Source organism: Spirochaetota bacterium (genome assembly GCA_038043445.1).
Classification (GTDB): domain Bacteria; phylum Spirochaetota; class Brachyspiria; order Brachyspirales; family JACRPF01; genus JBBTBY01.
Map to the genome: position 1 here is coordinate 1 of JBBTBY010000124.1, position 25168 is coordinate 25168.

Genomic DNA, 25168 nt, shown 5'->3' on the forward strand with positions numbered 1-25168 from the left:
TCTTCTTCTTCTTCTTCTTCTTCTTCTTCTTCTTCTTCTTCTTCTTCTTCTTCTCTGTGTCCCTCTGTGAGCTCGGTGGTTGTGCCTTGTTCGGGATCGTTGTGCGTTACGTTCCTGCCGGCATTGTTGTAATCGTCGTCACTTATGATATAATCCGCGCTCTCAATGGCTCGAAAGACGAAAAAAACAAAAGGCACCATACTCATCATCGATGATGAGAAGGCCATATTGGCGACGCTTCGCACCATGTTCGAAAGCGAAGGTTATTCCGTGTATACCGCCGACGGCGGTGAGAAGGGGCTTGTCTGCATTGAAAGTCTCGAACCGGAGATAATACTCCTCGATATATGGCTCCCTGAGATAGACGGGCTTGAACTTCTGATGAAGATAAAGGAACGTCGCCCCGGTGTTCCGGTGATCATGATCAGCGGTCATGCGGGCATAGAGACCGCCGTGCGGGCGACCAAGCTCGGGGCGGCGGATTTTCTCGAGAAGCCGTTCACCATGGAGCGGGTGCTGCGCATGGTCGGCAAGCATATCCGATCGTCAGCAGCGCAGGCGGAGATGCCGTTGCCGGCAGCGAGCGAGAAGAAAAGGCAGATCATTCACGCGAAAGGGGATCTTGTCTGGCAGGCGACGATATCGAAGAGCGTGGTGCTTAACGGTTTCGGGCTCATGAACGGACGGAAGATCGGCATGCAGCTGCTGCCGTCCCCGCCGGGGAGCGGCATACGGTTCATCGATATCGCGAGCAATTCGGAGATACCGCTGTCGCCGGCGAACCTGCTCAAGTCCAACGGCGAGGGCGCGAATTCAACGGCGCTTTCCGTCGGCAAGGCGCGTGCGCGTACCGTCGAGCATCTTCTGGCGACGCTCCACGCCTACGGCATAAGCAATCTTACGATAAAGATAGACGAAGAGATCCCCAATGTCGACGGCTCGGCCATCGATTTCTGCCGCATTATACGCGAAGCGGGCATTGAGCAGCAGAAGGAGCGTATCGCTGCGCTCACGGTAAAGAAACGTCATGTGTTCGGAACGGTATCACCGAAGACGCCGTATATGATATTCACCCCGTCCAGTTCATTTTCGCTCACGCTGCGCATCGATTTCCCCAAGCCCGTCGGCGTAGAGAAGCTTACCTTCATCATGAAGTCGGGAAAAGCGTTCGAGAAGGATATCGCACCGGCGCGTTCGTTCAATACGATAGAGAACATCGATATGGCGCAGAAAAGCGGCGCTGTCGGCGGCGGCATGATAGCAAGCCACATCATCCTCTCCGGCGGGAAGGTCATCAATACGAAACTCCGCTACCCCGATGAATTCGTCCGGCATAAGATGCTCGATGTCATCGGCGATCTCTTTCTTGCCGGAAGGCCCGTGCGTGCGAAGATAGTGGCCAATCGGACGTCGCATGCGTTCAATCATCTGGTCATTGCGGAATTGGCGAGGCTGTACGGGGGCTGAACGTGGTTGCCGAGCCGGGTGGTGAGCTGGGCGGACTGTCGAGGCACCGCACCGATAGAGATGGTGACTGCACAGATCGCCGATCATGTCAGAATATTTAAATCGATGCTGCCCGGGCTTTCGTGCGAAAATTGAAATCCTTCATGCGAATTTGTGTTATACTGCAAAGATCGAACGCTGTCTGGAAATGAAGCGGGAGGTGCATCATGATCCGGTTCGTACTGATCACGGCCCTGTGTGTCATGCCGCTCGTTGCGGTCGATGAGAATATTATCGCCTGGTGGCGATTTGACGAAGTCTCCGGAGCGGCCGTGGCGGACAGTGCCGGCTCACACGATGCCAGGGTCATCGGTGCGGCGCAATGGGTAACAGGCAGGCATGGGAATGCCCTGTCACTGTCCGATGGGGCATATGTGGATGCCGGGACCGCACCTGTTTTCGATCTCACATCCGACTGCACCGTGCTCTGCTGGATAAAGACGAAACCGGTGAGCGGCGGCACGGGGTGGGCCGGGTTGGTGAGCAAATACGGACCGGGCTCGCGCGGGTATGATATCAATCTCATGACCGCACCAGGGGTTTTCGAGATCGGTGCACGCGGGAGTTCGTCGATAGTCGGCGCGAAGATCGGCACAGCGGTGTTTGACGATACCTGGCACCATATCGGCGTCGTATTCAGGAACAATGGATTCATGCTGTACCAGGACGGCATACGTACCGCCATGAAGGAAGGCGAATGGACCGCTCTGCCAAGTGCATCGAGCTTTCTCATCGGCAAACGTTCCGGCATCGATGCATTCCAGGGTGTTATTGATGATGTGAAAGTGTATTCACGAGCCCTCTCCGCCGCGGAGATAGCCGCGGAACATGTACGGATGCCGGAACAGGCGGCGCTGAAAAAAACGCCTGCCGTCGCTGCGGAAACGGTGTCGGTGCGTACGAACACTATCGATGCCGGCGGCAGCGTGACACGCGCCGTTATGCTTCCGGAACCGGAGGCGATTTTTGCCGATACGGGAACGGCGAGCACCGGCAGTATCGTACTGCGTCCGCCGACCGTGTTTGAATCGGGGAATAAGCGGCTTAACTCGCGGGAGCAGGTGAGCACGAAACCGGACCGCGACAATACGATAAAGCTTGTGATCGATGAGCAGGATATGGCGATACTGCAGCCGTGGGGGGCATCATCATCCCGGAAGTACTGGGGTAATCCATTCGCACTCAAGGAGGGGACGACGGACTGCACGCTGCTCGCCGATGAAACGAACCGCACACTGCGCTGGGAAAAACCGTGCCGCATCACCGAGAACGAAACCGCGACCGCTTCGTATGAGGCGAAGGTCCGCGCGGACGGGAAGCTCGAGATCGCCTACCGCCACGGCTGTACGGGTGCGCTTGCCAAGCAGATCAATGATTTCACTCTGTTCGTGTATTTCCCGAGCTATCGGAGCCAGAAGATAACTGCCAACGGAACTATGCTTACGGCGTCGCCAAAAACATCGCTCACGAAAGCCGGGACGGAAGTGTTCAGCGGCACGTCGCTCGACCTCGCCGCGGATGCAGACGAACCGCATCGCGGTTTTATACTGACAGTACGGGCACCGCAGATACGCATCACCGAATCACTCGACTATAAGGGTGACCCGGCTTTGGCCATGCGCATCGATATCAACAAGGAAGCAGACAGGATCAATGATCCTATCATCATCGTGATCGATCTGCTCAAGACACGCGGCCGTGCAAGCGGACCGTCGCCGACCGCAGGGATCGGTTTTTACGGTAGCGATCGAATCACCGTTCCGCAGCCGCTCACGCGCAACCGTATCATGAACCCGTCGTTCGAATCGGGATTGCGCTATTTCAGCCTGCAGGATACGTGGGCGTTCTATCAGCCGAGCACGGAGCCGATATATTCGGTGAGCGGCGATCGCCCGAAATTCGGACGATCCTGTCTCCGCATGCTCGCCCGAAAACCAGCGAGGCCCGATCAGAACCGGGATAGCCATCTTCAGACATTCGCCATCCCCGTTGTGCCGGGAAAAAGCTATACCTTCAGCGTTTGGGCGCGTGCAAGTACACAGGGCATAGGGCTTAATGCCGGCACGATAACCGGCGCATGGCCGGTATTCCCGAATCTCGGCATCAGTGAATCGCGTGCTGTACCGACGGAATGGACTCGCTATACGGGAACGATAACCGCTCCCAATAATGTCTGCTCGATAATTCTGCGTGCATGGCGTATCGCGGGGGACACCCCGGGATACCTCTATCTCGATGGTCTTCAGTTCGAGGAGGGAACAGCGGCAACGGAATTTGTCACTGCGCCGGTAGATGCGCGTCTTATCACCTCTGACCCGGAAAATTTCCTTGCGCCGGGGGCGAATATCGATGCACGTCTTATCATTTCATCAAAGAGCGCCGGAACGGCAAAGCTCACCCTGTTCAATTATTTCCATGAAACGCTTTATGAGAAGACCATTGCATTCGCTGATGCAGAGAATGTACTGCGGCTTCCCTTCGGGCCTGAACTCGGCAGCGGCGTGTTCGTACTGCGCGCGGACATTGCAGGGACAGCAATTCCCGCACATACCGAGTTCTTCCGTTTCACCGTACTGCAGCCGCTCAGGAACACGCATCCGACCCATACGATGTTCGGATCGATGTTGTCGATACGTTCGTGCCGGCTCGAGGACATATGCCGTCGTTACCGTGATGTGGGTCTTGGGTCAACCGATTACGGATCGGTGCAGCCGTGGTACTGGGCGCTTATCGAGAAATACGGCATTACCGATACCGGTGTTGGTCTCATCGATTATCACTTTGAGATGCCGAAAAAGCATACCGAGCTCCCGCCCGCAGCGAAAAAATGGGATGCGGTCACACCGGAGCAGGAAAAGGAGTTCGAGGAGTGGGCCTATCGTATCGTGTCCGAATTCCCGCATGTGCCGACCTGGTTCTTCGAGGCCGAGAGCGAAGCGGGGGGCTGGAAGATGATGCGCGACAAGAACGTTTCCGATTATGCGAAGCTGCTCGTTGCAGGGGCGCGCGGGGCGCGGAGGGCGAATCCGAAGGCACTGCTCATGCCTGAAGGCGGTCCGTGCAATATGAGCCCGGACGTCGGCATTCGGCAATACGATCAGTATCTTACCGAGATCGGGACGAACATGCGCTTCGATGCCATGGCCATTCATCCGTACCGCTCCATGCCCGAATACCCCGCCGACCTCGATGCGGACATCGCAACGTTCCTCCGCATGCTCGCCACGCACGGATATGGCGCCGATACCCCGGTACACTTTACCGAAGGCATCTATCACAGTCACATGCATGTGCCGGCGTGGGGACTGAACACGTTCAAGGCATGCAGCACCGATCACTATCGCGCGGGATTCGTTTCGTACGATATGGGTTGGGGGGAGCGCGCCGCGGCGGCATTGTTCGCGCGCAGCTGGATCATGGCGCTGAAGTACTGGCCGCAGGTCCGTTCGCTCAACGGCTGGGTCGCGCACGGCTTCATGGACCATGATCTTACGCCGATAGCGATGGCGATGGTGCCCAATACGCTCGGCCATCTCCTCGGCGACGTCACGTTCAAAAGCGATTTCCGTCCTGCCCCGGGGGTTCGCGGTTATATTTTTCTCGACGGGACACAGCGTCCCGTGATGGCCCTTTGGGGTCATGATGATCAGATCGACCGCGGGTTCAAGAAGGGGCCGCAGATATCCTTTACCTTCGGCAACGAAGTCCCGGAGATCATCGATCTCATGGGGAATGCTCGGACACCGATAGCGCGGGGAGGCATTGTTGAGGCCAATGTTTCCCCGTTCCCGCTGTTTTTCCGTGGGAAGCCGGGGTCGCTCACGGCGTTCACCGCTGCCGTCAATTCCGGCGTCATTGCAGGCGACAATTCATGTCCGCTCGCAGTTCGTGCTGTTCCGCAAACAGCCGGGATCTCGATCGGTATCCGAAATCAGACGAGCAGAAAGGTGCATGCGATGATCGCGCTGCCCGGCGATACGACCTCGACAGTGACATTCGATGTGCTCGAAGAGAAGCTCCTTCCCGTGCCGACATCGTTCGACCGATCGATCGGTTCGTTACGCAGGGCTGCACTGCCCGTCGGTATCACCATCGACGGCGGTCGGTTTTCTGAGGATGTGTCCTTTGATTATCTGTTCATCCCGAAACGCGCGGTGGTGCTCGGAGACCCCGCATCGTGGAAGGATGTCCCGCATGTTCTCCTGGTGAATTCCGTGGACGCAAAGCAGCCCGTGCAGCCATCGTCACTGCGTGCGCGGTATCAATTCGCATGGGACAGGGAACATCTCTATCTGCGGGTATCGGTCAAGGACGATCAATTCGTGCATGAACGATATCCTCGCACCAACCAGCGGTATCTCAATGATGCCGTACAGGTGTATTTTGATACAAAAGCGGATGGGCGGTCGAGTACGGTTCCCGGATACGGCCCCGACGATTACAGCTATGACCTGTATCCCGACGAGAATGACCGATGCATCGTGTATCGTTGGGAAGCCCCGGAACAGCAGCAGGCCGGCGGCGTGCTCGCACCGAAAGCAAAAATGGTAGAGACCGGCATTCGGACGGTATTCGCTCAGACCGAGGGCGGATATATCATCGAGGCGATGTTCCCGCAGCGCCTTATCCTTCCGCTGAGGCTTGAAGCGGGGTACCGCGCTGCATTCGGCATCTGCGTCAATGACCGCGATGATGCGGAAAAGAAGGAGTACGCAGGAAGACTGACGACAACACCGGCGGGCACTGAACCCGGCCGTTCCCCGCAGCTGTACACCCTGCTTATGCTCGCCGATTGACACCCATGGGTGCTTGACGCATACGCTTCTTCTCGCTATAGTGTATCGGGCGCTGCCGTTACTGCTCGCCATGGAACATGAGAACGCCGATACGCATACTCAGAAAAAAAAGCTCCCTCTCGGGTGCCCCGCAGTATCTGTGCGAAGCGGAGATCGCTGTCGACAGCGGTGTGAACGAACGGTTGCTCCGATATGGTCTTGGGTACTTCATTACGCATCGATCCGCAGCAGAGCTGCTGAAAAAAGGCATATTCCGCGGATATAGCGGGCTTTTGGGCGGTCTGCCATGGTCGAAACGGGCGGAATGCGATGCATGGGAGCGTATCGCGAACGAACGCCCCTGTGTGTTCTTGAGTTCCTTGCCGTTCTGGGAAGGCGCGAACTGTGTGACGACTGATGAACATGCTTCCATACACGCGCTTGCGGAGCATCTCTATCACTGCGGTCACCGCGCGATCGGCTATGTCGCTGCACGCTGCGAAGGGTATTCCCATGAACGCTTCCGCGCGTACCGTAATGCCATGCATACGCTCGGGCTTCCTGTACGGCAAGCCTGGGTACATGGATTTGATGTATTATCGGGACGAGCGCAGCGTGATCTTGTTTCCGCTGCCCGGCTTTCGGGAAAGCGATACGAACGCGTCATGTCCCGCGTATTCGAACAGGTGATCCTTGACGGAACGACGGCGGTCATGTTCGAGGTCGATTCGCTTGCCCATCAGTTCTGCGCTTTCGCCGAACACCGCGGTATTCGCATCGGCCATGATATTGCCGTAACAGGGTTCGACGATATCCGCGATGCACGCGGGATGTTCCGAAAGCTGTCCGCTACCATAGCGCAGGATTTCTTCGGTATCGGTCGGGCCGGGGCCGATATGCTCCATGGGATCATCACCGGCAAGCGTCCGACAGTCGGCCAGCGTGCGCTTGTACCGGGGAAACTTATTGTACGAAAGGCGACAAGCTGTCTCGCAGGCATCCGCAGCGGCGCAGGCATCGATGCAGCTATCCGTGACCACATAGAGGAGCATAGCGCTGAAAGCAGCCTCCCGAGGACCATTGCATCGGCGTTCGATATGACACGCGCTGCGTTTGCCAGGAATTTTAAACGTCTTTTCAGACAAAGCCTCGTGCGGTATATCAATGATGTAAGGCTTGCACGGGCGGAGAACCTCGTTGCCGCAGGGCATCGTTCGTTCAGCCATATAGCCATCATGTGCGGATTCAGCAGTCAGCAGCTCTTTACGATGCTTTTCCGCAAGCGGTACGGCACATCGCCGCGCGACTATCGGAACATGAAGGCAGCGGGGAATGAGTATCGATAGTATTCATCGATCGGCTCTTCTTCCGAACACCGGATATGAGCTGCGAGCATTGCGGCGAGTCCGCGGCAAGCCCTTTCCCCTTGTAAAAACCACTTCTCCTGCTATAATCGCGGACATCTTTCGTCAAGGGCATGGTATGAAAAAAAGGCTGATATCGGAAGCATTGTATATCGGAGCGTTCCTCGCTCTCGCCGTATTCTTTTTCTTCAAGAATCTCGGGTTCGAGAACATCTTGTCCATGGGCGACACGATACCATGGCTCAATCAGAGCCTTCAGGATGTCATGCGCGCCGGTTTCTCCTACCTGTGGGACAGTTCGTATTATATGGCCTCTCGCGGTGTGCCGATATTCCTCAAGCCGTCATCGCTTCTCCTCCTGATCTTCCCTGCACAGCATTATCCGCAGGTGTCGCTCATGGTGCATCTCTTTATCGCCGGTTACGGGATGTTCCTGTTCTTACGGCAGATGAAGCTTGTGCTCCCCGCGGCGTTCTTCGGCGCCATAGCGTTCATGTTCACCAACGATACGCTCTCGCTCATACTCCCCGGCCATCTCGGCAAATTCGAGACGTTCGCGTTCTATCCATTGGTGCTCTATTTCCTCCATCGTGCGATGGACGAGAACCGCATGCGTTTTTTTCCGTTCGCCGGCGCCTTCCTCGGCATTGCCTTTCTCGGCGGTGAGGTGCAGGTATCGTTATATTTCGCCGTGCTCCTTTGTTTCTATTTCTTCTATCTGCTGTATAGAAAGAAAGGAGATGCAACGCTCGCAGCATATCTGAAGGAACAGCGGCCGGCTGTCATTAAGGATGTTCTGGGCTACGTATCCCTCGGTGTGGTGGCGATACTGTTCACCATGCAGTAGGTATCGAGTTTCCTGGAAGCGACCGGGAAAGGCGATATTACACCCGCCGCAAAGGAAAGCGCTGCGGAGAAATGGGATTGGGCCACGATGTGGTCATTCCCGCCCGAAGAGATCGCGGATTTCGCCGCACCGGGATTGTTCGGCTTCTACTCGGGCGCACAGACGCATCCGTACTGGGGCCGCATGGGATTCATCGAAGGCAAGACATCGTGGAATAATTTCAAGCATGGCACGGAGAATGCGGGGCTTATCGCCGTCGTCCTTGCGCTTTTCGCCGTCATCGTGTTCCGCCGCAAGGAGGAATGGTTCTGGGGAACGGCCGCGCTCATCGTGCTCATCGCATCGTTCGGCCGCTATTTTCCGCCCCTGTTCGGCGCTATCTACAGCCTCCCGTTCATGGAGTCGTTCCGTAACCCGAACAAATTCATCCATATCTTCACGCTCGCGCTTTCGGTGCTCTCGGCGTTCGGCTTCCATTATTTCGTCGAGGTGCTCCGGAAAAAAGAGCGCGATGATATGCTCACCGCGTTCAATGCGAAGGAGTTGTCATCGCTCAGGATATTCAATGTCGTCGTCTATGCGCTCGTCGTTATCGGCTTTTTCTTCGCCGCGTTCGCCGTCATGAACCAATCGGGCTCGGCGGCTTCGTTCGCTCAGCGCTGGGGCGAGGCTGCGGGTCAGGCCATGGCGAAGAACGTCGCCACCTATGCCGCGCGTTTCTTCTTCATGGCGGTGCTTGTGGCATCCATGGTGTCGTTCTTCCTTACGATGCGGAGCACGGTGAAAGTATGGGAAAAGGCGGCCGCTCCGGCGGCGTTCATAGCGCTTTCCATACTCATGTACATCCGCGATACGAACGATGTGCTGTTCCTCGTCGTACCGGTCATCGCATCCGCGGCGTTCGCCGTCGTCGCGTTCGCAACCACGCTCGAGCGCTTCTTTTTCCGGGCGCTTACGGTGCTCTGCGTGGTCGTGCTCGCCGTCGATCTCTGGTACACCGGCCAGTTCTTCGTCATTACGCAGGACCACGATGAGATGTATCGTTCCAACCGCATCGTCCGTATACTGGAAGAGCGCCGCATGGGCGGCACGATAGACAGGACGCGCTTCCTTTCGCGCAACGGCATACTCAATCACTTCGTGACGCATACATTCCCCAAGTACGGCATACCGCTCTTCGATGCCCCCGCCATGCGTACCATGCGCGGCGAATACGAACGCTTCTTCCGACGTTTCGGCATTCAGGATGCGCTGCAATTCCATCCGCGATTCTATCAATTGCTGAATATCCGGTATCTGATGAGCGATTTCGCGGTGAACTCCGCGTTCTCGGCGTATATCACCAATCTCGATCAGCTTCCCATCGGCAACGGGCAGACCGTGTTCCTCTACGATACGGCGTTCGCCCGTCCGCGGTTCGAGATGGCATCCGGCGTGTATATCGCGAAGGATTTCGACGCGGCGCTTGAAGCGCTCGCGGGCGACCGTTTCGACCTGACGCGTACGGCCGTAGTGTACGGGGCCGATGCCGACAGCGTATCGAACACGAAATTCATCCCGGCGACGCGCGTGGGACTTACCGGTTTCGAGTACAAACATAATGCGGTACAGATACGATGCGCTTCCGATGGACCGGTGGTGGTGGTCGTGAAGGACATGTATCATCCGGACTGGAACGCGTATGTCGACGGCAAACGCGTACGGCTTATGCGTGCGAACTGCGTGTCCATGGGCGTACTCGTGGGCGCGGGGGAACATGACATACAGCTTAAGTATGAGCCGAGGACGCTTCTCATACTGCTCTGGATATCGGCGGCGCTGTGGCTTCTCTTCATCGGCGGCCTTGCGCTCCATTTCATCACCGAGTATCGCAAGGGGAGGGGATAATGACGGCATTGACGACGATAGAACTCCCGAAACTCAAGAAACTCTACGAAGGCAAGGTCCGGCAGATATATGATATGGGTGAGCATCTCATGCTCGTCGCCACCGACCGTCTTTCGGCCTTCGATGTGATATTCGATGAAGGCATACCCGATAAGGGGAAGATACTCACGCGCATATCGAATCACTGGTTCCATACCCTCGGCGTGAAGAACCATCTCGTCGCGGATGATGTGGCTCAATTCCCCGAAGAGTGCCGGCCGTATCAGGACATACTCCGCGACCGTGCGGTCATCGTGAAGCGCGCCACGCGCGTCGATTTCGAATGCATCGTGCGCGGGTATCTCATCGGGAGCGGATGGAAGGAGTATCAATCGTCCGGCAAGGTGTGCGGCATTGAGCTCCCCAAAGGGCTTCGCCTTGCGGAAAAACTTCCGGAACCGATATTCACCCCGTCGACGAAGGCGCCCGACGGCGAACATGACATCAATGTCGATATGAACTATGTGAAGGACAAGATAGGATCGGACATGGCCCGCGAGCTTGCCAATCTCTCGCTCGGTGTGTACGTGAAGGCGGCGAACACGATGCAAGCAAAGGGCATCATTCTCGCCGATACGAAATTCGAATTCGGCACCGTCGATGACCGCCTTGTGCTCATCGACGAGGCATGCACGCCGGATTCGTCCCGGTTCTGGGATGCGAAGTCCTATAAGCCGGGCGAGAACCCCCTGTCTTTCGACAAGCAGCTCGTGCGTGATCATCTTGAGGCGAGCGGTTGGAACAAACAGCCCCCGCCGCCCGCGCTCCCTCCATCCATCATCGAGCAGACGCGTGCGCGCTACGTGGAGATGCTCACGCTCATCACGGGAAAGGGATTGCAGCCGGCAGTATGACAAAAGAGAGATTATCCGTTCTGCTGACAAAGGTGTCGCGCGGGAAGCTTTCCATAGAGAAGGCGATCCGTGAGCTTGCCGACATGCCGTTCGAGGATATCGGCATCGCCTCGCTCGATCATCACCGTGCGCTGCGCCTGTCACAGCCGGAAGTGGTGTACGGCAAAAGCAAAAGCGTATCCGAGATATGCGCCATTGCTCGCGCTATCGTGCGAAAGAAGAACAATCTGCTTATCACCCGCATCGATGCGGCGAAGGCGAAGCGTGTGCTTTCGATCGATAAGAAGCTTCGTTACAATGAGCGTGCAGAGTGCATCGTCGGGGAATTCGCCCCGGTGAAGAAGCATGGTCTTGTCGCCGTGGTGAGCGCCGGAACGTCGGATATGCATGTCGTCGAAGAGGCGTACGAAACGCTCTCGATGCTGGGCAATAATGCCGTGAAGGTGATCGATGTGGGCGTGGCGGGCATCCATCGATTGTTCCATCGCCTGCCGGAGATCCGCAAGGCCAATGTCGTCATCGCCGTCGCCGGTATGGAGGGCGCACTTGCGAGCGTCATCGGCGGTCTTGTCGCCGCACCGGTCATCGCTGTCCCCACATCGGTCGGGTACGGCGCGAATTTCGGCGGTGTATCGGCGCTCCTTTCCATGCTCAATTCATGTTCCCCGAATGTGGTGACGGTGAACATCGACAACGGGTTCGCCGCGGCGTATGCCGCCAGCCTCATGAACAGGCGTATGACATCGAATTGAGCGATCGTCGGCCGTTCCCGCCGGAAAAACACCTTGCTTTTTTAGCCTGTTTTCGGTATATTATTACACGGTACCAACGGGGGAATACTCGTCGGAGGACGCAATGAGCACAACGAACACGGAAACGGACATCGCCGCCCTTCAGAATGAACTTGAAAAAGTGAAGGCGGAGCGCGATAAACTCACCGTGCTGGTCAAGAACTATGAGAATATCATTTCCATGTTCGATAATGCCCTTGAGTACTCACGCACCGAGCTCCTCGGCGCGGATAAACTGGTACACGCGCATGAGACCGTTGAGGACCTTGCCCGTACGGAGCAGCTCTACAAGGACAAACTGATACGCGCGCATGAGGGCCTTGAGGGCCTTGCCCATAACGAGCTTGTCATGCAGGACAGGATAGAGCAGGCATACGAGAGCACGACCGATGTCGCGCGCGGCGAGCAGATAGAGAAAGACAAGATAATCAATGCGCATGAGAATGTCGAGGACCTCTCGCGCGATGAGCTTATCACCGCGAACAAGACGATACATGACTTGGAGAAGAAATTCAATTCACTCCGTGACGAGCTTGTGGGCATTCTTGAGGCCGGCCCATGGCATGCGGATATCGAGAAGCTTCGGGATGAGAACACCAGGAATTTCAAGGAGCTCATGAGCTCCTATAAGAAATCGGCACGTTCGCCCGATGTCGAGGTAAAGGCCATACTCGATGCGTTCAGGAAGCTCATGAGCGAGCACCCCGAAACCGCGAAGAAAGCGGCCCCGAAGAAAAAATAACTATTCGAACGGTATCCGCTCCGCCTCGAACCACACCTTGTCAAGGTCGTAGTACGCGCGCCCTTCGGCGGTGAAAAGATGCAGCACGATGCTCCCGAGATCGATGAGCGTCCATACCGATCCGTCGTGGTTCGCAGGGCGTGTCAGCGGGCGTACGGCGTGGGATGCTGCGAAGGCTTCGATATCGTCGGCACAGGCGCGCATATGCGCTCGTGATGTCGCCGTTGCGATGATGAAATAATCGGCGATGGAGCTCACCGGCCCGACGGCGAGCAGTACGGCATGCTCGCATTTCTTGTCGCAGAGAAGTCGTGCCATGCCGCGCGCGATATCCTCGATATTCCCTTGTGCCACCGTTCCTCCGTTGTTCATTTCGCTATTATCTTCGCTATTTCGTAGTAATCGTCTCCGAGCACGAGCGATGCGTCCACGAGGAGCCGCCGGTCGGTACGGGCGCAGATGAGCGCGGTCCGTGCCGCCTCCGCGACGAGGAATCCCTTGGGCAGCTCGCCGTTGCGCACGAGGACGAACGTCCGTCTGCTCCGTGCGCCGAAATTCCCGTACTCGTTCGCCTGGAACCCGCGGTAGTTCATGCGTATCTTGATGCGGTCGGCAAGCCCGTCGATCTCGGTGGCATTGTGCACCGAGAGCTTCACGTCCGAGCGCATCGGGCTTTCCATGCCGCGCGGTTTTTTCACGCGCGTGATGATGTCTTTCGCCGTTTTGACCGCATGCCGTCCGCCGAGCACGGGGGTGAGCATAGTGTCGGCCTCTTCGCCGCTCATCGTTTCCACGATGAGGGAATCCGCCGAGAAATTCGTCGCCGCCTTGGCGAACGCGTTGTAGTCGACCGGGCGTATATTGCCCCGTACCCGGAGGCTTAACGCGAACTTGAACGGCACGGATGAGAATATCGAGCGCATCGTCTCTTCCTGCGCGAGCACCGTGAACAGATTGATGACGATATCCTCAAGCCGGTACATGCGCTCACGCGAGACGTTCTCGCCCTGCACCGCATTGATATAGCGCACCGCGCGCGCGCCGTCAAGGAGATACACCCCCGGCGGGAACGGTCTGATATTCGTTATGCTCGGCGCAAGATCGACATCGACGAAGGCGCGAACCCCGCCCATGAGGTCCACTATCTCGGAGAGGTTCTTTTCGGTGACGACTATCTTGTAATGGAGCGGCATGCGGAAGGTATGGCTCACCGCATCGAAGACAAGGGCGTGTCCGCCGCGGCGATACCACTCGGGCATGGTGCGCAGCTGCTTCGTGTGCGGGTCCCATATGCCCATGGAGTCGGGAATGCTCACCATGCCGATGCGCCCGGCGGCAGGGCCGAACGCCCCGATGAAAGCGCCGCTCGGCATGCCGTCATTCTTCGTGAAGAGGAGCGAGAAGTAGCAGGCTGTGCCGCGGGTGTGCGCGACGCCGATGGAACTTACAAAAAAGAAATAGAAGCCGGCGAGTATGGCGAATATCCCCGCGAGTATGATGACCGTTGTCGCGGCGAGTCGGTGCTGTTTGCGCATCCGGTCAGGTCGAGGGCGATCCGCCGGCAGGCGGCGCATCATCCTTCACATCCGCCGGGCGGGACTTCTCATCCACATAATTGAGCTCAAGATTGGTGACCGTGCTCCCGAGAAGCGTCGCTTCCGCCGGGGAGATGTTCCCTTTCGTCTTCTCCTTGAGCATCCGGAGTATATCGATATGGAATTTCGCAAGATCGAGATTGCGCTCCGTTTTACCGGTCGTCGGGTTGGCGATCTTCCCGAGATAGAGCATTGCGCTCGACGAGAGCATCATGATATACATCTCGAAGGTGAGCTCGGGCATAGACTCAGTATCGGCCATGGTTCTCTCCATCGGTCATATTCGATACGCTAGTACAGCAACAAACGGGTAAATTGTCAACTGTCAGCGTGTGAGCCGTCGGCGTGTGCATTGATGCCATCCCTGCCGGCACGCACGCGCGTGGGGGGCATCTTGAAATATCCCTTGAAGCGCTTCGAGAAATGGTGGATGTTCTCGAAACCGAGATAGTCCGCCACATCGGTGACGGTGCGTCCGCCCGCATTGATAAGCTCGAGCGCTTTGCGCATGCGCAGCGCATGATGGTACGCCTTTATGCTCACGCCCGCTTCGCGCCTGAAGATATCGGCGACGTAATGCGGTGAGAGATAGAAATTACCGGCGACCTCGGCAAGCGTGATATTGCGCTGCACGTTCGCGGCGATGAACTCCTTTATCTTCGATGCGATGGTCGTATGACGGGCATCATCGGATGCCGGCGGCGCGAGGAGCGTTTCTACGACGCTTGCAAGCAGTGAAAGGAGGAAGAGCCGCTGTCCGATGAACGCCGCTTCCCCGCGTTCGCATGCGTTGCGGGAAAGTTCCGTGATGTCGGAAATGAACGGTACGAGGGCGGGGTGCCCGCCGAGGGGGACGGGCAGGGGTGAAAGCAATGCGCGCGGGGGCGAAAGGGAGAAGCTGAACCCGAGGTAGAGCATTTCGCTCTCATCCCCGGCGCTGAAACGATGTCCCTGTTCCGGGGGGAACACAGTGAGGCTGTGTATCGGCGCAGGATATGATATGCCGCCCGCTTCGAACGCACCGTGTCCGCGGGCGATGAATATCAGCTCCCAGAATGGATGCGCATGGGCTTTGCCGTGCCATCCACGCGGCATGGTGAGATGCCCGGCAAGATCGAGGGAGATGCGGTCGGCCGTTTCGAGCTGTATGCGCGTGCTGCCGTCGGGGATGTATTTTTCTGCCATTGATGACCATTCGCTCTGCGTCGTGATCCGCCGGTCGGTGCTACGAAACATCCGTGCGTGAGGGGAATATCGGGAAGAACTTATCGAGCATCGACGTGTTGAACACCGGTTTGATATCCTGTCCTATGCCGCAGAGCGAGAATCGTTTGCCGTTCTTCTTGAGCCTGCTGAAAAGGACGACAAGGACGCCGATGCCGCTCGAGTCGAGGTAGGACACCTTTGACAGATCGATGCACAGATGAACGATATCGGGGTGTGCGGCGAGCACGTCGAATATCTCCTGCTTGAGCTGCTCCGCCTGATACAGGTCGACATCGCCGGTAAGGGTGATAAAATGAGCCTTTTCGGTCGCTTCAAAATTGATCGCCATATGCCGCCCATCAATGCACGTTTCGTATACCTCTTTACTATATACATACCGGCATGATTTTGCAAGCGTGTGCTTTGGCGTGTGCGCTGGCGCAGCATACGCGCTCGGGGTGCTATACTTTTCTCCACCCCCGGGCTATACTCCGCTGTCATGGACCCGATCATCATCATGCGCGACGGCGATCGCTGGGCATCCTTCACGGGTGCTGTCGGCGTTCATATCGCACGCACGAGAACGGAAGTGATGCCGGTACTCGATGCCGTCATGCAGGCGGTGAAGGCCGGGAACTGTGCGGCCGGGTTCATTTCCTATGAGGCCTCGCCGGCATTCGATGATGCGCTTCTCACGCATGCGCCATCCGGCATGCTCGCGTATTTCGCCGTATACGAACGTATGGTCGGCGGTACGCTTTCGCCCGCCCGCGGCGCATACGATGTGTCGGCGCTTTCGCCGCGCATAGACAGGGGCTCCTATGACCGCGCCTTCTCTGCGATACGCGAACGCCTTGCCGCAGGGGACACCTATCAGGTGAATTATACGTTCCCGTTCACGGCATCGTTCACCGGCGATGCGTTCTCCTATTTCTCCGACCGCGTACGCCGATATGCCCCGCCGCATGCCGCCTTCATCGACATGGGTGATGATGTCATAGCGTCGTTCTCGCCTGAATTGTTCTTCACGCACGACGGCGATACGATCCTGTCGCGGCCAATGAAGGGTACGCGCCCGCGCGGCAGAACGTCCGATGACGACCGGCGGAACGCAGAGGAACTCGGGGCGTCGGCGAAGGATCGCGCGGAAAATCTCATGATAGTCGATATGATACGCAATGATATCGGGCGCATCGCAGAGGTCGGATCGGTGGCAGTGCCGGGACTGTACACTATGGAGCGCCATCCCTATGTCTGGCAGATGACATCGACCGTGAGCGCGCGGACAAAGGGCGATCTCTCCGGCATCATGCGGGCGATGTTCCCCTGCGCATCGGTCACCGGAGCGCCGAAAGCGAGTACGATGAGGATAATACGGGATAGTGAGCCGTATCCGCGCGGCGTGTATACCGGTGCGATAGGCTTCATGACGCAGGAGCGCATGCAGTTCTCGGTGGCGATACGTACCGCGGTCATCGAAAAGAAGAGCGGTACGCTTACATATCATGCGGGGAGCGGCATTGTCTGGGATTCGACAGCAGGGAATGAATATGATGAATGCATCGCAAAGACGAAGGCGCTCGATATGCTCAATGAGCCGGTAACGCTTATCGAAAGCATGCGATACGATGCATCGGGGTTCTATCTCTTCGACCGGCATATCGAACGATTGCTGTCATCCGCCGCGTATTTCGGGATCCCGCTCGATACCGCATCGATCACGGATGCGCTCAGGCGATATGCAGACGGGCTGCCGGTATCACCTGCGAAAGTACGTCTTATCGTGAAGCACGATGGCTCATTCACGATAATGCATGAGCCTGTTGCATCCGTCGGCGGGAATATCCTTCGCGTCGCGCTCGCCGCCGAGCCGGTGGATGAAGACGATGTCATGCTCAGGCATAAGCATACCGAACGCGTGCTCTATGACCGCGCAAAGGCATCCGTTCCCGATGCGGACGATGTGCTTCTCTGGAACACGCGGCGCGAAGTGACCGAGGCATCATCATCGAACATCGTATACCGCATGAAGGGGCGTTATTGGACACCGCCGGTGTCGTCGGGGCTTTTGCCGGGAACATTGCGTACGGAGCTTATCGCGCGGGGGATCATTTTCGAACGGGTGCTTCGTATCGATGAACTATCGAATATTGAGCGGCTGTATCTCATCAATTCGGTGAGAAAATGCCGAAAAGCGGCGGTATCCATGACCGGAAGCGGATCAAAAGCGAACCTGAAACGAAGGTGATACGGAGCTGATACGGAGCGGGTGGCCGGCAGATAGCAGTGTATATCAGCCGTGATCCGCTTTCGAGCGTTTTTTGCGTGCCGCCATATCGATATTCCAGATATATTTCTGCGTTCTGAAAATGACGACAGTAAGAACGACGAGCGCGAGAACCGTTGCGAACGGCAGCGCTGTCTTGAAAAAGCCGATGCCGAAGACTATCAATGCCGCGTTGAGCAGAATGAAGAAGAGCCGCATTTCCGTGGGGCCCGAGCCGAGATAGGTTATCTTGAATTCCCCCGTCGCTGCGAATGAGAGGAAAGAGTTTATCATGAAGCCGGAGAAGGTGAGCATGAGGAGATACAATACCCAGACATGATATCCCTGCACCAGGAATGAATAGCCGATGAAGATCGAAACGAGGAAAACGAAATCGAGAAGGTGATCCATATAGAATCCCCATTTCGGTATGCCGGTATCGCGGAACCTGCCGAGCGAGCCGTCGAAACAGTCGGTGAACCACTGGAGCGCGATGAAGAGCGAAGAGAGCCAGAGCCAGTGCATGGTGCCGCGGGCGAGTCTCCCGCAGAGTATGATGCCTATGCACCAGACGATGGTCATGAGCGTAAGGTGGTAGCCTTCTATCCAGCGCGGGAAATGCGGGGTGAGGAAGGTGATGAAGCGCTTCTCCGCATCGGCAAAGAAGGAGCGCATCGGCAGTTTTTTATCGCCGGTGAATCGAGCGGCTTTCTTTTTCTTTGGCATTAGTTCAGTATAAAGCATTGCCGAATGGGCGTCAAATCGGAGACGATGCTGTGGAATTACATCAAATAAGGCCGAGACGTTGATAAAAAGGCAGAGAGCGAGTATACTATACACGTCGGTATGAATTGGGAGAGATGATGCCATGGAAACGATAGTAAAAAATGTCAGCAAAAGAAAAGCCCATGAGGTTGAATCCCTTCTTGAACAGGAATTTGAACGCCACCATGGCAAGGACATGCGTATAGTGGTCTCCGAGGTCGGGGAAAGCAATACACCTGTACTCGAGAAGCTCAGGGGCATACTTAAGGGCACAAAGATTACCTCGGAGCAGGTGAAAGCAGCACGTGTGAAAGAGCGGTATGGTAATATTTATTGATACCAACATCCTCCTCGATGTGCTTTTGCAAAGAGCGCCGTTTCAAGACGCATCCGAAGGAATCATGGAAAATGGTTGAGCGGCATGAAGCCGAGGGATACATATCCGCAAATTCGATTGCTGATATATTCTATGTAACGAGAAAGAGTCTCGGTGGGGCCGTTGCATTTGATGTATTAAGACTGATCATGCGGGTGTTTCGTGTTGTCGGTGTCGCAGCGGATGAGATAACATCCGCCATTGACTATGGCATGAAGGATTTCGAGGACGCCCTGCAGGTGGTCTGTGCGGATAAAGTACGGGCAGCGTACTTTATCACGAGGGACAGCAAGGGCTTTGAGAAAGTAAGAAAGATGAAAGTACTGTCGCCCGAGAAATTCATAAAAGATATCGCCTGAGAATTATCCGGCAAGATCACAGGCAGGGATGGCTTTTACATCCGGTGCGTATGCTTCACTTTCGAGCCCCTCCCAATTCCTTCGCCCGCCACTTTACGAACATCTCCAGCACCGGGTCTTCCATCGTCTGCCATCGTTGCAACGCAAGCCATTTTGTGTACCATACGCGCGCATCCTTCGGCTTGCCGAGATATTCCGCACGCATCGCTTTTGCGATAATAAGCCGGGATGTCCGAGTCTGTTTCATCGGCTGATTCAGGAATTCTTCTTCCGATACGTTCCCAAGTATATACGCTGCATCGAAGTACATCATCTGCACAAAATGGGATTTGTGATTCGAGACAGCTTCGTTACAAAAATCCCGCAGCGCATCCGGTTGTCCGTTGATCGTTTGGAGAAGCGGGATAATGAAAAAGTATGAAAAATAGTACCAGCGCAGCATACCATAATCGAACGGCATGTTTGTTACCGATGACATCTCCCGCATAGAACGAGTATGAATATACTCTTCAAGGCCATGCTGGGATTTTGCCACCACCATGAATGTAGCCAGTTCGGCATAATTCGTGAGCGCTTCCTGTGTTCGTCGCAAAAACAGCAACGAATAAAAACATTCTCTCCGCTGTTCAGGGTATTTCAACAGCACTTCTTTCTCGCGGCCGAGATGAATGAGCGCCCATGCGCAAGCGGCTCGCTGATCGGGATGTTTTTTTAACACCTCCTCTGCACGGCCGAGACTGCTCAATGCATCTGCACATTGGCGCCGCATGTCGGAGTAGTTAGACAATACTTCTTCTTCACGGCTGAGGTTGATAAGCACCCAGGCACAACGGTCCCGCTGCTCAGGATAGGAAGATAAAATTTCCTCGAGACGTCCGAGATTGTTGAGCGCACTTGCGCAAGCGGTTCTCTGATCAGGATATTTCATCAGGACATCTTCAAAACGGCCGAGTATCATCAGCGCTACAGCACAGAAGAAACGCTGTTCGGGATAATGCGACAGCACATCCTCTGCACGGCCGAGATTAAGGAGCGCCGTAGCGCACGCTGCTCGTTCATCGGGATAATCGTCGACGATCTTCTGATATTCTCCGTAGATGACCAGCTGCCGTATGGCTGCATTCTGGAACGAGTTTCCCTGAAGCGGAAGCTCGAATATCTGTGCCGTTGTCCGTATAGCGCTGCGGCCCGCATCGAAGAAAGCGATCATATCTTCGCGTGAAGCATTTGACTTGGATTGAAGCTGGGAAAGCCACTGATCGGACACCCTATGGTATATATTCTTCAATACCGAGTGCTTCGGAAAGCGTGAGGCCAATGCACGATACAGGACAAGCACTTCATTCGTCATGCCGCGGGATGAAAGAAATATCGATCGTTCGTACATCGAGAACGGTGCCATGTGATGGTTCGGATCATCCTTCTCGAATTTTTCCAATACTGCATATCCCTCATTCGACTCGCCGCTCCGGATCCTGGACACACCGAATTTGAACATCGCTTCCCGACCGATGTCGGTATGGGGATATATCTCAGCCAGTTCACTGTATTGTACCGCGGCATCGGCATATCTCTTTTCTACGAAGGCGCGGTCAGGAACGGCAAGTGATGATACTTTCCGCGGGAACGGCATGCTGTACACACGGATGTTCTCGATACGAAGGAATGTTCTCGTAACGACATCGTTGAATCCAAAAGTCCTATGGCCGGTGCCGACGATCTCGTCATAATCATAGTAATTGAATATCCGTTCTCCATTGATAAAAAGCCGTACGAATTTGCCTTCTTTCTCCATTCGAAATCGATGTTTCTTGCTCGCTGCAAGAGCGTTCGTTCGAGGGATATAATCGAGAACGCTCTGCTGCACGCCCCGTGTAAGCACCCACCTGCCGTCCCATCCGATATGGAATGTGTACCCATCGAAAAGGTCTTTTCCGCATATATAAAAACGCGGCTGGGGGTTCGGCGATGTTAATTCCCAGTCCACACGGAAATTGCCATGCAGCTCGCGATTGTAATAAAGCCCCTCCCAGCGGGTTGAGAAGCCCATGATCAATGCATTTGACCGAATGGCAATATTTTTCGTCGCATTGAATGCTGTGATCGCAATTGGCTCAGGCGACGGGACGCGCGTGATGGGGTAATGGTAGAATGTCCAATTATTCGTGACATTGTTGATATTCGTATACGCGAAGTTCTCTTTAAAAACCAGCCGCCAGGTAAATAGTTCTTTTGTACGTTCGCCGTAGAACATAAAGAATGACGCGATAGCGATAACAAGAGCAGCAGCGGATGGAAGGACGATCTTTCGATGCTTCCTCAGGAATTTCGTCATCTTGTACACGACCGTCGTCGGCCGCGCCTGTATCGCCTCATCATTCACGAAACGCGCGATATCATCCTTGAACGCCTTTGCGTTCGCATACCGCCGCGCAGGGTCCTTCTCCATCGCGGTGAGTATTATCGTCTCAAGGTCCTTCGGTATCTTCGCGTTGCGCTTGCACGGCGAGGGCGGCTCCATACCCGAAAGTTTCTGTACGTCGGAAAGGAGATTGCCCGTCGAGGTAAACCATTTCTCGCCGGTGATGAGGAGCTAGAGCACTGCGCCGAGCGAGAATATATCCGAACGCTCATCCGCTTTCTTCGATGCCTCCGCCTGCTCCGGCGCCATGAAATCGATAGTGCCGACGACATCCGTGCTCTGCGTAATATCGCCCTCGTTCATGCCGAACCGCGCGAGCCCAAAATCCATCACCACGGCATCGCCGCTTCTGCGGAGCATGATATTCCCCGGTTTTAAGTCGCGGTGGATTATGCCGTGTTCGTGAGCATACTGAACCGCATCGAGAACGTCGGTGAATATCTTGAGCGCGTGTGTGATGGGGATGGAATGCTTCTGCTCCCCTTCCCCTCTCTCACTTCCCTGTGAGAGAGGGGAAGGGGTGGGGGGTAGGGGTGAGTGTTTCCCCACCACCACGCTTTCCACCAATCCCGCGACCGTATCGGCAGAAGTCCCTGAGCCTTGACGAAGGACGCCGGATGATAATATCTCCCCAAGGCTCGCGCCGTTCACATATTCCATCGCGATGAACGATATATTCTCATACTGCCCGAATTCGATGATGCGGCATATGCCCGGATGATCGAGCGATTTCATCACTTCGGATTCGCGCATGAATCGTATCGCCTGCTCCGCAGTGGCGCTTTCTCCGGCAAGGAGCATCTTCACCGCAACATCATTGCCGAACATGTCCCGCGCTTTCCACACCTCGGCCATGCCGCCTTTGCCGATGCGTTCTATGAGCCGGTACTTGCCGAACACTTTTTCCGCCCCGGCATCCATCTTCCTGTTCGAAAGAATATCTTTCGCGCTGAACTTCATCCGGGCTTCGTCTGCAACCGACACCGCTTCGATGACCGGCAGAGGCTCATCGACTCCTTTCACTTTGACAGAGTAGAGATAGCGGAATTGATAGACCGGTGCATCTTCGGGGCCGATGCTGACCACAACGCCGCGCAGCTCCTCCGGCAATTCGAAAACGCCTTCGGTTTTTCCGGTAAGCGGAACCCCTAACCCCCCAGCCACCTTTCCACCCGTAGCGGCTTTGCCGCCAGCTGCGCCAATGGCGCACGTCTCAGAAGGGAAAGGGGGAGCGCTCCCTTCCCCTTCATTGAGGGGGAAGGGTTGGGGTTGGGGGTTCTCTTCGCTGTTCTTCCATCCATCCGGCAGAGCATCCAATATTTCCTTGCGCGTCGCCTGTGTACAGATGACCTGTCCGCCCTGCGCCGCGCCGCATAATCGCGCCGCGAGATTCACCGAGCTTCCGAGCACCGTATAATTCATCCGTGCTTCAGAGCCGATATTGCCGACCACCATTTCGCCGGTGTTCACCCCGATGCCGCATGACGGCATGACTTTGCCCTGCTTGCGATATTCTTCCTGCAGCGCACGGAGATTCTTCACCTGATCGAGCGCGGTCTTTACGGCGCGCAGTGCATGGTCCTTGTAATGACGCGGCGCTCCGTACAACGCCATTACTTCATCACCGACTATTTTATCGATGGTGCCTTTGTTTTCCTCGACGGCCTTCATCACCGCTTCGAGATATGCGTTTATTGTCTCGCGCACTTCCTCGGGCTTCATCTTCTCGCTCATAGCGGTGAACCCGCGGAGGTCGGTAAAGCTTACCGACATATACCGCCGCTCGGGGATAGCGAATGTCGAGCGCTCGTCCTCGGAGAGATCGCCGATGTCCTTTGAAATGTATTTATTTACATACTGTGAAAGACGTTTTTCTTCACTGATATTCACCGCGGTGAGGATGATATCGGTTTTACCGGACTGTATCTCGATGCGGAAATCGGTGCCCCGGCATACCGTATCATACGATGTTCCCGCGGCAACGGGCGTATCTACCTTTGCAAGCAGATCGCAGCTTGGCAGGCGTTTGACATCGGCAATGTTCCGCCCGAGGACCTGTTCCGGCAGGACATTCGCCCAGCCGAAGAATGCATCGCTCGCATCGCGGATAATGCCGTCGGGGGACAGGAGTAGTGCAAACACCAGCGGAGAATCCGACATCAGTACATGCTCCGGGGAGTTATAGCTCCAAGAAACGCTCTATTCGATCACTGTGCACGGACAGTATACAGCGGCGTATGCTATCGTCAAGGAATATCCGCCGTTTTCATCTTGCAAATATACGACCTTGCTGTAGAATTATGATAATTCGGTGCACTCGTGCCGAGACATAGATCTCTCAGTAAGGCCGCATACATGCCGGAACGAATTCTCATCATCGGTGCGGGGGTACTGCAGGTGCCCGCCATCGAGATAGCCCAGGAAATGGGGCTTTTTACCATCGTAAGCGACTATAATTCATCGGCGCCGGGCATGAAGATAGCCGACCATCCGCTCATCGTTTCAACGCGCGATGTGGACGGAAATGTGCGCCTGGCCCGCGATCTCAATAAAAAAATGAAGATACACGGCGTTATCACCGTCGGTACCGATGCTTCGATGACCGTGTCCGCGGTGGCCAATGCGCTCGGTCTTCCCGGTATAAAATTCGAGGATGCGTCCGCGGCAACGAACAAGATCAAGATGCGCGAGCGTTTTGCCAAACATGCCGTGCCGCAGCCGGATTTTTTCCCTTCGTGGACGTATGCCGAGGCGCTTGCCGCCTTCCGTAAGTTGACGAAGCCTGTCGTCGTCAAGCCCGCCGACAATATGGGTTCGCGCGGCGTCATGAAGGTTGACAAGGAAGCGGATATGCTCTTCGCCTTTCAGCGTGCGAAGTCGGCGTCGCCGTCGGGCGAGGTCATCGTTGAGGAATACATGGACGGCCCCGAGCTTTCCATCGATATGCTCATCCACGAAGGCACGATACATGTCACGGGCATTGCGGACCGTATCGTCGAGTACCCGCCGTATTTCGTCGAGACGGGGCATATACTCCCCTCGGCGCTCCCCGAAGAGCAGGTAGGGGCATGTATCGATGTCATGAAGAAAGGCATCGCCGCCCTTAATCTTACCATGGGTGCTGCGAAGGGTGATATCAAGTTCACGAGTTCCGGTGCGAAGGTCGGCGAGATAGCCGCGCGCCTCTCCGGCGGTTTCATGTCCGCCTATACGTATCCGCTCGCCACCGGTGTCAATCTGATAAAGAACGCGCTTGAGATATCTCTCGGCCGCGCGCCGAGCGATCTTACACCGAAGTTCAGCCGCGTCTCGATGGAGAAAGCGCTTATTCCCGGAAGCGGCATCGTCCAGGAAGTGGAAGGTGTTGACCGCGT

The 25168-nt window shown here is 55.9% G+C and carries 21 protein-coding genes; 12 read left to right on the forward strand and 9 right to left on the reverse strand.

The genetic code is table 11. From position 1 onward, the window contains the following. On the reverse strand, positions 1–200 hold a 200-nt coding region (locus AABZ39_16630; GenBank protein ID MEK6796405.1), incomplete at its 3' end, for a hypothetical protein. Here AABZ39_16630 and lpxC point away from each other — a divergent pair. The 8 genes from lpxC to AABZ39_16670 all read left to right on the forward strand — a co-directional run bounded on the left by lpxC (position 166) and on the right by AABZ39_16670 (position 12805). After that, on the forward strand, positions 166–1467 hold the full coding sequence (gene lpxC, locus AABZ39_16635) for a UDP-3-O-acyl-N-acetylglucosamine deacetylase (protein ID MEK6796406.1): 1302 nt from the start codon (positions 166–168) through the stop codon (positions 1465–1467). The genes AABZ39_16630 and lpxC overlap by 35 nt on opposite strands. Positions 1468–1673: 206 nt before the next feature. Next, complete coding sequence (locus AABZ39_16640) at positions 1674–6302, forward strand: LamG-like jellyroll fold domain-containing protein (GenBank protein MEK6796407.1); 4629 nt, start codon at positions 1674–1676, stop codon at positions 6300–6302. A gap of 77 nt (positions 6303–6379) precedes the next feature. Next, a complete protein-coding gene (locus AABZ39_16645; protein MEK6796408.1) occupies positions 6380–7627 on the forward strand; it encodes a substrate-binding domain-containing protein in 1248 nt (415 codons plus the stop codon). 136 nt (positions 7628–7763) lie between these two features. After that, a complete protein-coding gene (locus AABZ39_16650; GenBank protein ID MEK6796409.1) occupies positions 7764–8492 on the forward strand; it encodes a glycosyltransferase family 39 protein in 729 nt (242 codons plus the stop codon). An 87-nt stretch (positions 8493–8579) separates the two neighbouring features. Beyond that, the gene (locus AABZ39_16655) at positions 8580–10379 is read left to right on the forward strand and encodes a YfhO family protein (protein MEK6796410.1); all 1800 of its coding nucleotides are present in this window, start codon (positions 8580–8582) and stop codon (positions 10377–10379) included. Continuing rightward, positions 10379–11272: a phosphoribosylaminoimidazolesuccinocarboxamide synthase gene (locus AABZ39_16660; protein MEK6796411.1), complete on the forward strand. Its 894-nt coding sequence runs from the start codon at positions 10379–10381 to the stop codon at positions 11270–11272. Before AABZ39_16655 ends, AABZ39_16660 begins: the two co-directional genes overlap by 1 nt. Then, positions 11269–12024 carry a nickel pincer cofactor biosynthesis protein LarB gene (larB, locus tag AABZ39_16665; GenBank protein MEK6796412.1) on the forward strand — a complete coding sequence of 252 codons (756 nt, stop codon included), beginning with the start codon at positions 11269–11271 and terminating at the stop codon, positions 12022–12024. Before AABZ39_16660 ends, larB begins: the two co-directional genes overlap by 4 nt. A gap of 103 nt (positions 12025–12127) precedes the next feature. Next, entirely contained in the window at positions 12128–12805 is a 678-nt protein-coding gene (locus AABZ39_16670) for a hypothetical protein (protein MEK6796413.1), read from the forward strand. Here AABZ39_16670 and rsfS read toward each other — a convergent pair whose 3' ends face one another. From rsfS to AABZ39_16695, 5 genes are read right to left on the reverse strand one after another with little or no spacing between them, the layout of a single operon-like run. Next, positions 12806–13159 (reverse strand): ribosome silencing factor, encoded by a 354-nt coding sequence (rsfS, locus tag AABZ39_16675; protein ID MEK6796414.1) that lies wholly within the window; start codon positions 13157–13159, stop codon positions 12806–12808. 14 nt (positions 13160–13173) lie between these two features. Further along, the gene (locus tag AABZ39_16680) at positions 13174–14340 is read right to left on the reverse strand and encodes an LCP family protein (GenBank protein ID MEK6796415.1); all 1167 of its coding nucleotides are present in this window, start codon (positions 14338–14340) and stop codon (positions 13174–13176) included. A gap of 4 nt (positions 14341–14344) precedes the next feature. Further along, on the reverse strand, positions 14345–14662 hold the full coding sequence (locus AABZ39_16685; protein MEK6796416.1) for a DUF1844 domain-containing protein: 318 nt from the start codon (positions 14660–14662) through the stop codon (positions 14345–14347). Positions 14663–14718: 56 nt separating this feature from the next. After that, a complete protein-coding gene (locus AABZ39_16690; GenBank protein MEK6796417.1) occupies positions 14719–15585 on the reverse strand; it encodes an AraC family transcriptional regulator in 867 nt (288 codons plus the stop codon). A 40-nt stretch (positions 15586–15625) separates the two neighbouring features. Beyond that, complete coding sequence (locus AABZ39_16695; protein MEK6796418.1) at positions 15626–15955, reverse strand: STAS domain-containing protein; 330 nt, start codon at positions 15953–15955, stop codon at positions 15626–15628. Positions 15956–16105: 150 nt separating this feature from the next. On the opposite strand from AABZ39_16695, the gene pabB reads away from it, so the two are divergent. After that, positions 16106–17854 carry an aminodeoxychorismate synthase component I gene (gene pabB / locus AABZ39_16700; GenBank protein MEK6796419.1) on the forward strand — a complete coding sequence of 583 codons (1749 nt, stop codon included), beginning with the start codon at positions 16106–16108 and terminating at the stop codon, positions 17852–17854. Between the two features lie 45 nt (positions 17855–17899). On the opposite strand, the gene AABZ39_16705 is transcribed toward pabB, so the two are convergent. Then, the gene (locus tag AABZ39_16705) at positions 17900–18598 is read right to left on the reverse strand and encodes a CDP-alcohol phosphatidyltransferase family protein (protein ID MEK6796420.1); all 699 of its coding nucleotides are present in this window, start codon (positions 18596–18598) and stop codon (positions 17900–17902) included. 142 nt (positions 18599–18740) lie between these two features. On the opposite strand from AABZ39_16705, the gene AABZ39_16710 reads away from it, so the two are divergent. Further along, complete coding sequence (locus AABZ39_16710) at positions 18741–18974, forward strand: hypothetical protein (GenBank protein MEK6796421.1); 234 nt, start codon at positions 18741–18743, stop codon at positions 18972–18974. A gap of 17 nt (positions 18975–18991) precedes the next feature. Beyond that, on the forward strand, positions 18992–19372 hold the full coding sequence (locus tag AABZ39_16715) for a PIN domain-containing protein (GenBank protein ID MEK6796422.1): 381 nt from the start codon (positions 18992–18994) through the stop codon (positions 19370–19372). A 55-nt stretch (positions 19373–19427) separates the two neighbouring features. Here AABZ39_16715 and AABZ39_16720 read toward each other — a convergent pair whose 3' ends face one another. Both AABZ39_16720 and AABZ39_16725 read right to left on the reverse strand, forming a co-directional pair. After that, positions 19428–21893: a hypothetical protein gene (locus AABZ39_16720; protein MEK6796423.1), complete on the reverse strand. Its 2466-nt coding sequence runs from the start codon at positions 21891–21893 to the stop codon at positions 19428–19430. Between the two features lie 72 nt (positions 21894–21965). Next, positions 21966–23936 (reverse strand): protein kinase, encoded by a 1971-nt coding sequence (locus AABZ39_16725; protein ID MEK6796424.1) that lies wholly within the window; start codon positions 23934–23936, stop codon positions 21966–21968. A 213-nt stretch (positions 23937–24149) separates the two neighbouring features. On the opposite strand from AABZ39_16725, the gene AABZ39_16730 reads away from it, so the two are divergent. Continuing rightward, on the forward strand, positions 24150–25168 hold a 1019-nt coding region (locus AABZ39_16730), incomplete at its 3' end, for an ATP-grasp domain-containing protein (protein ID MEK6796425.1).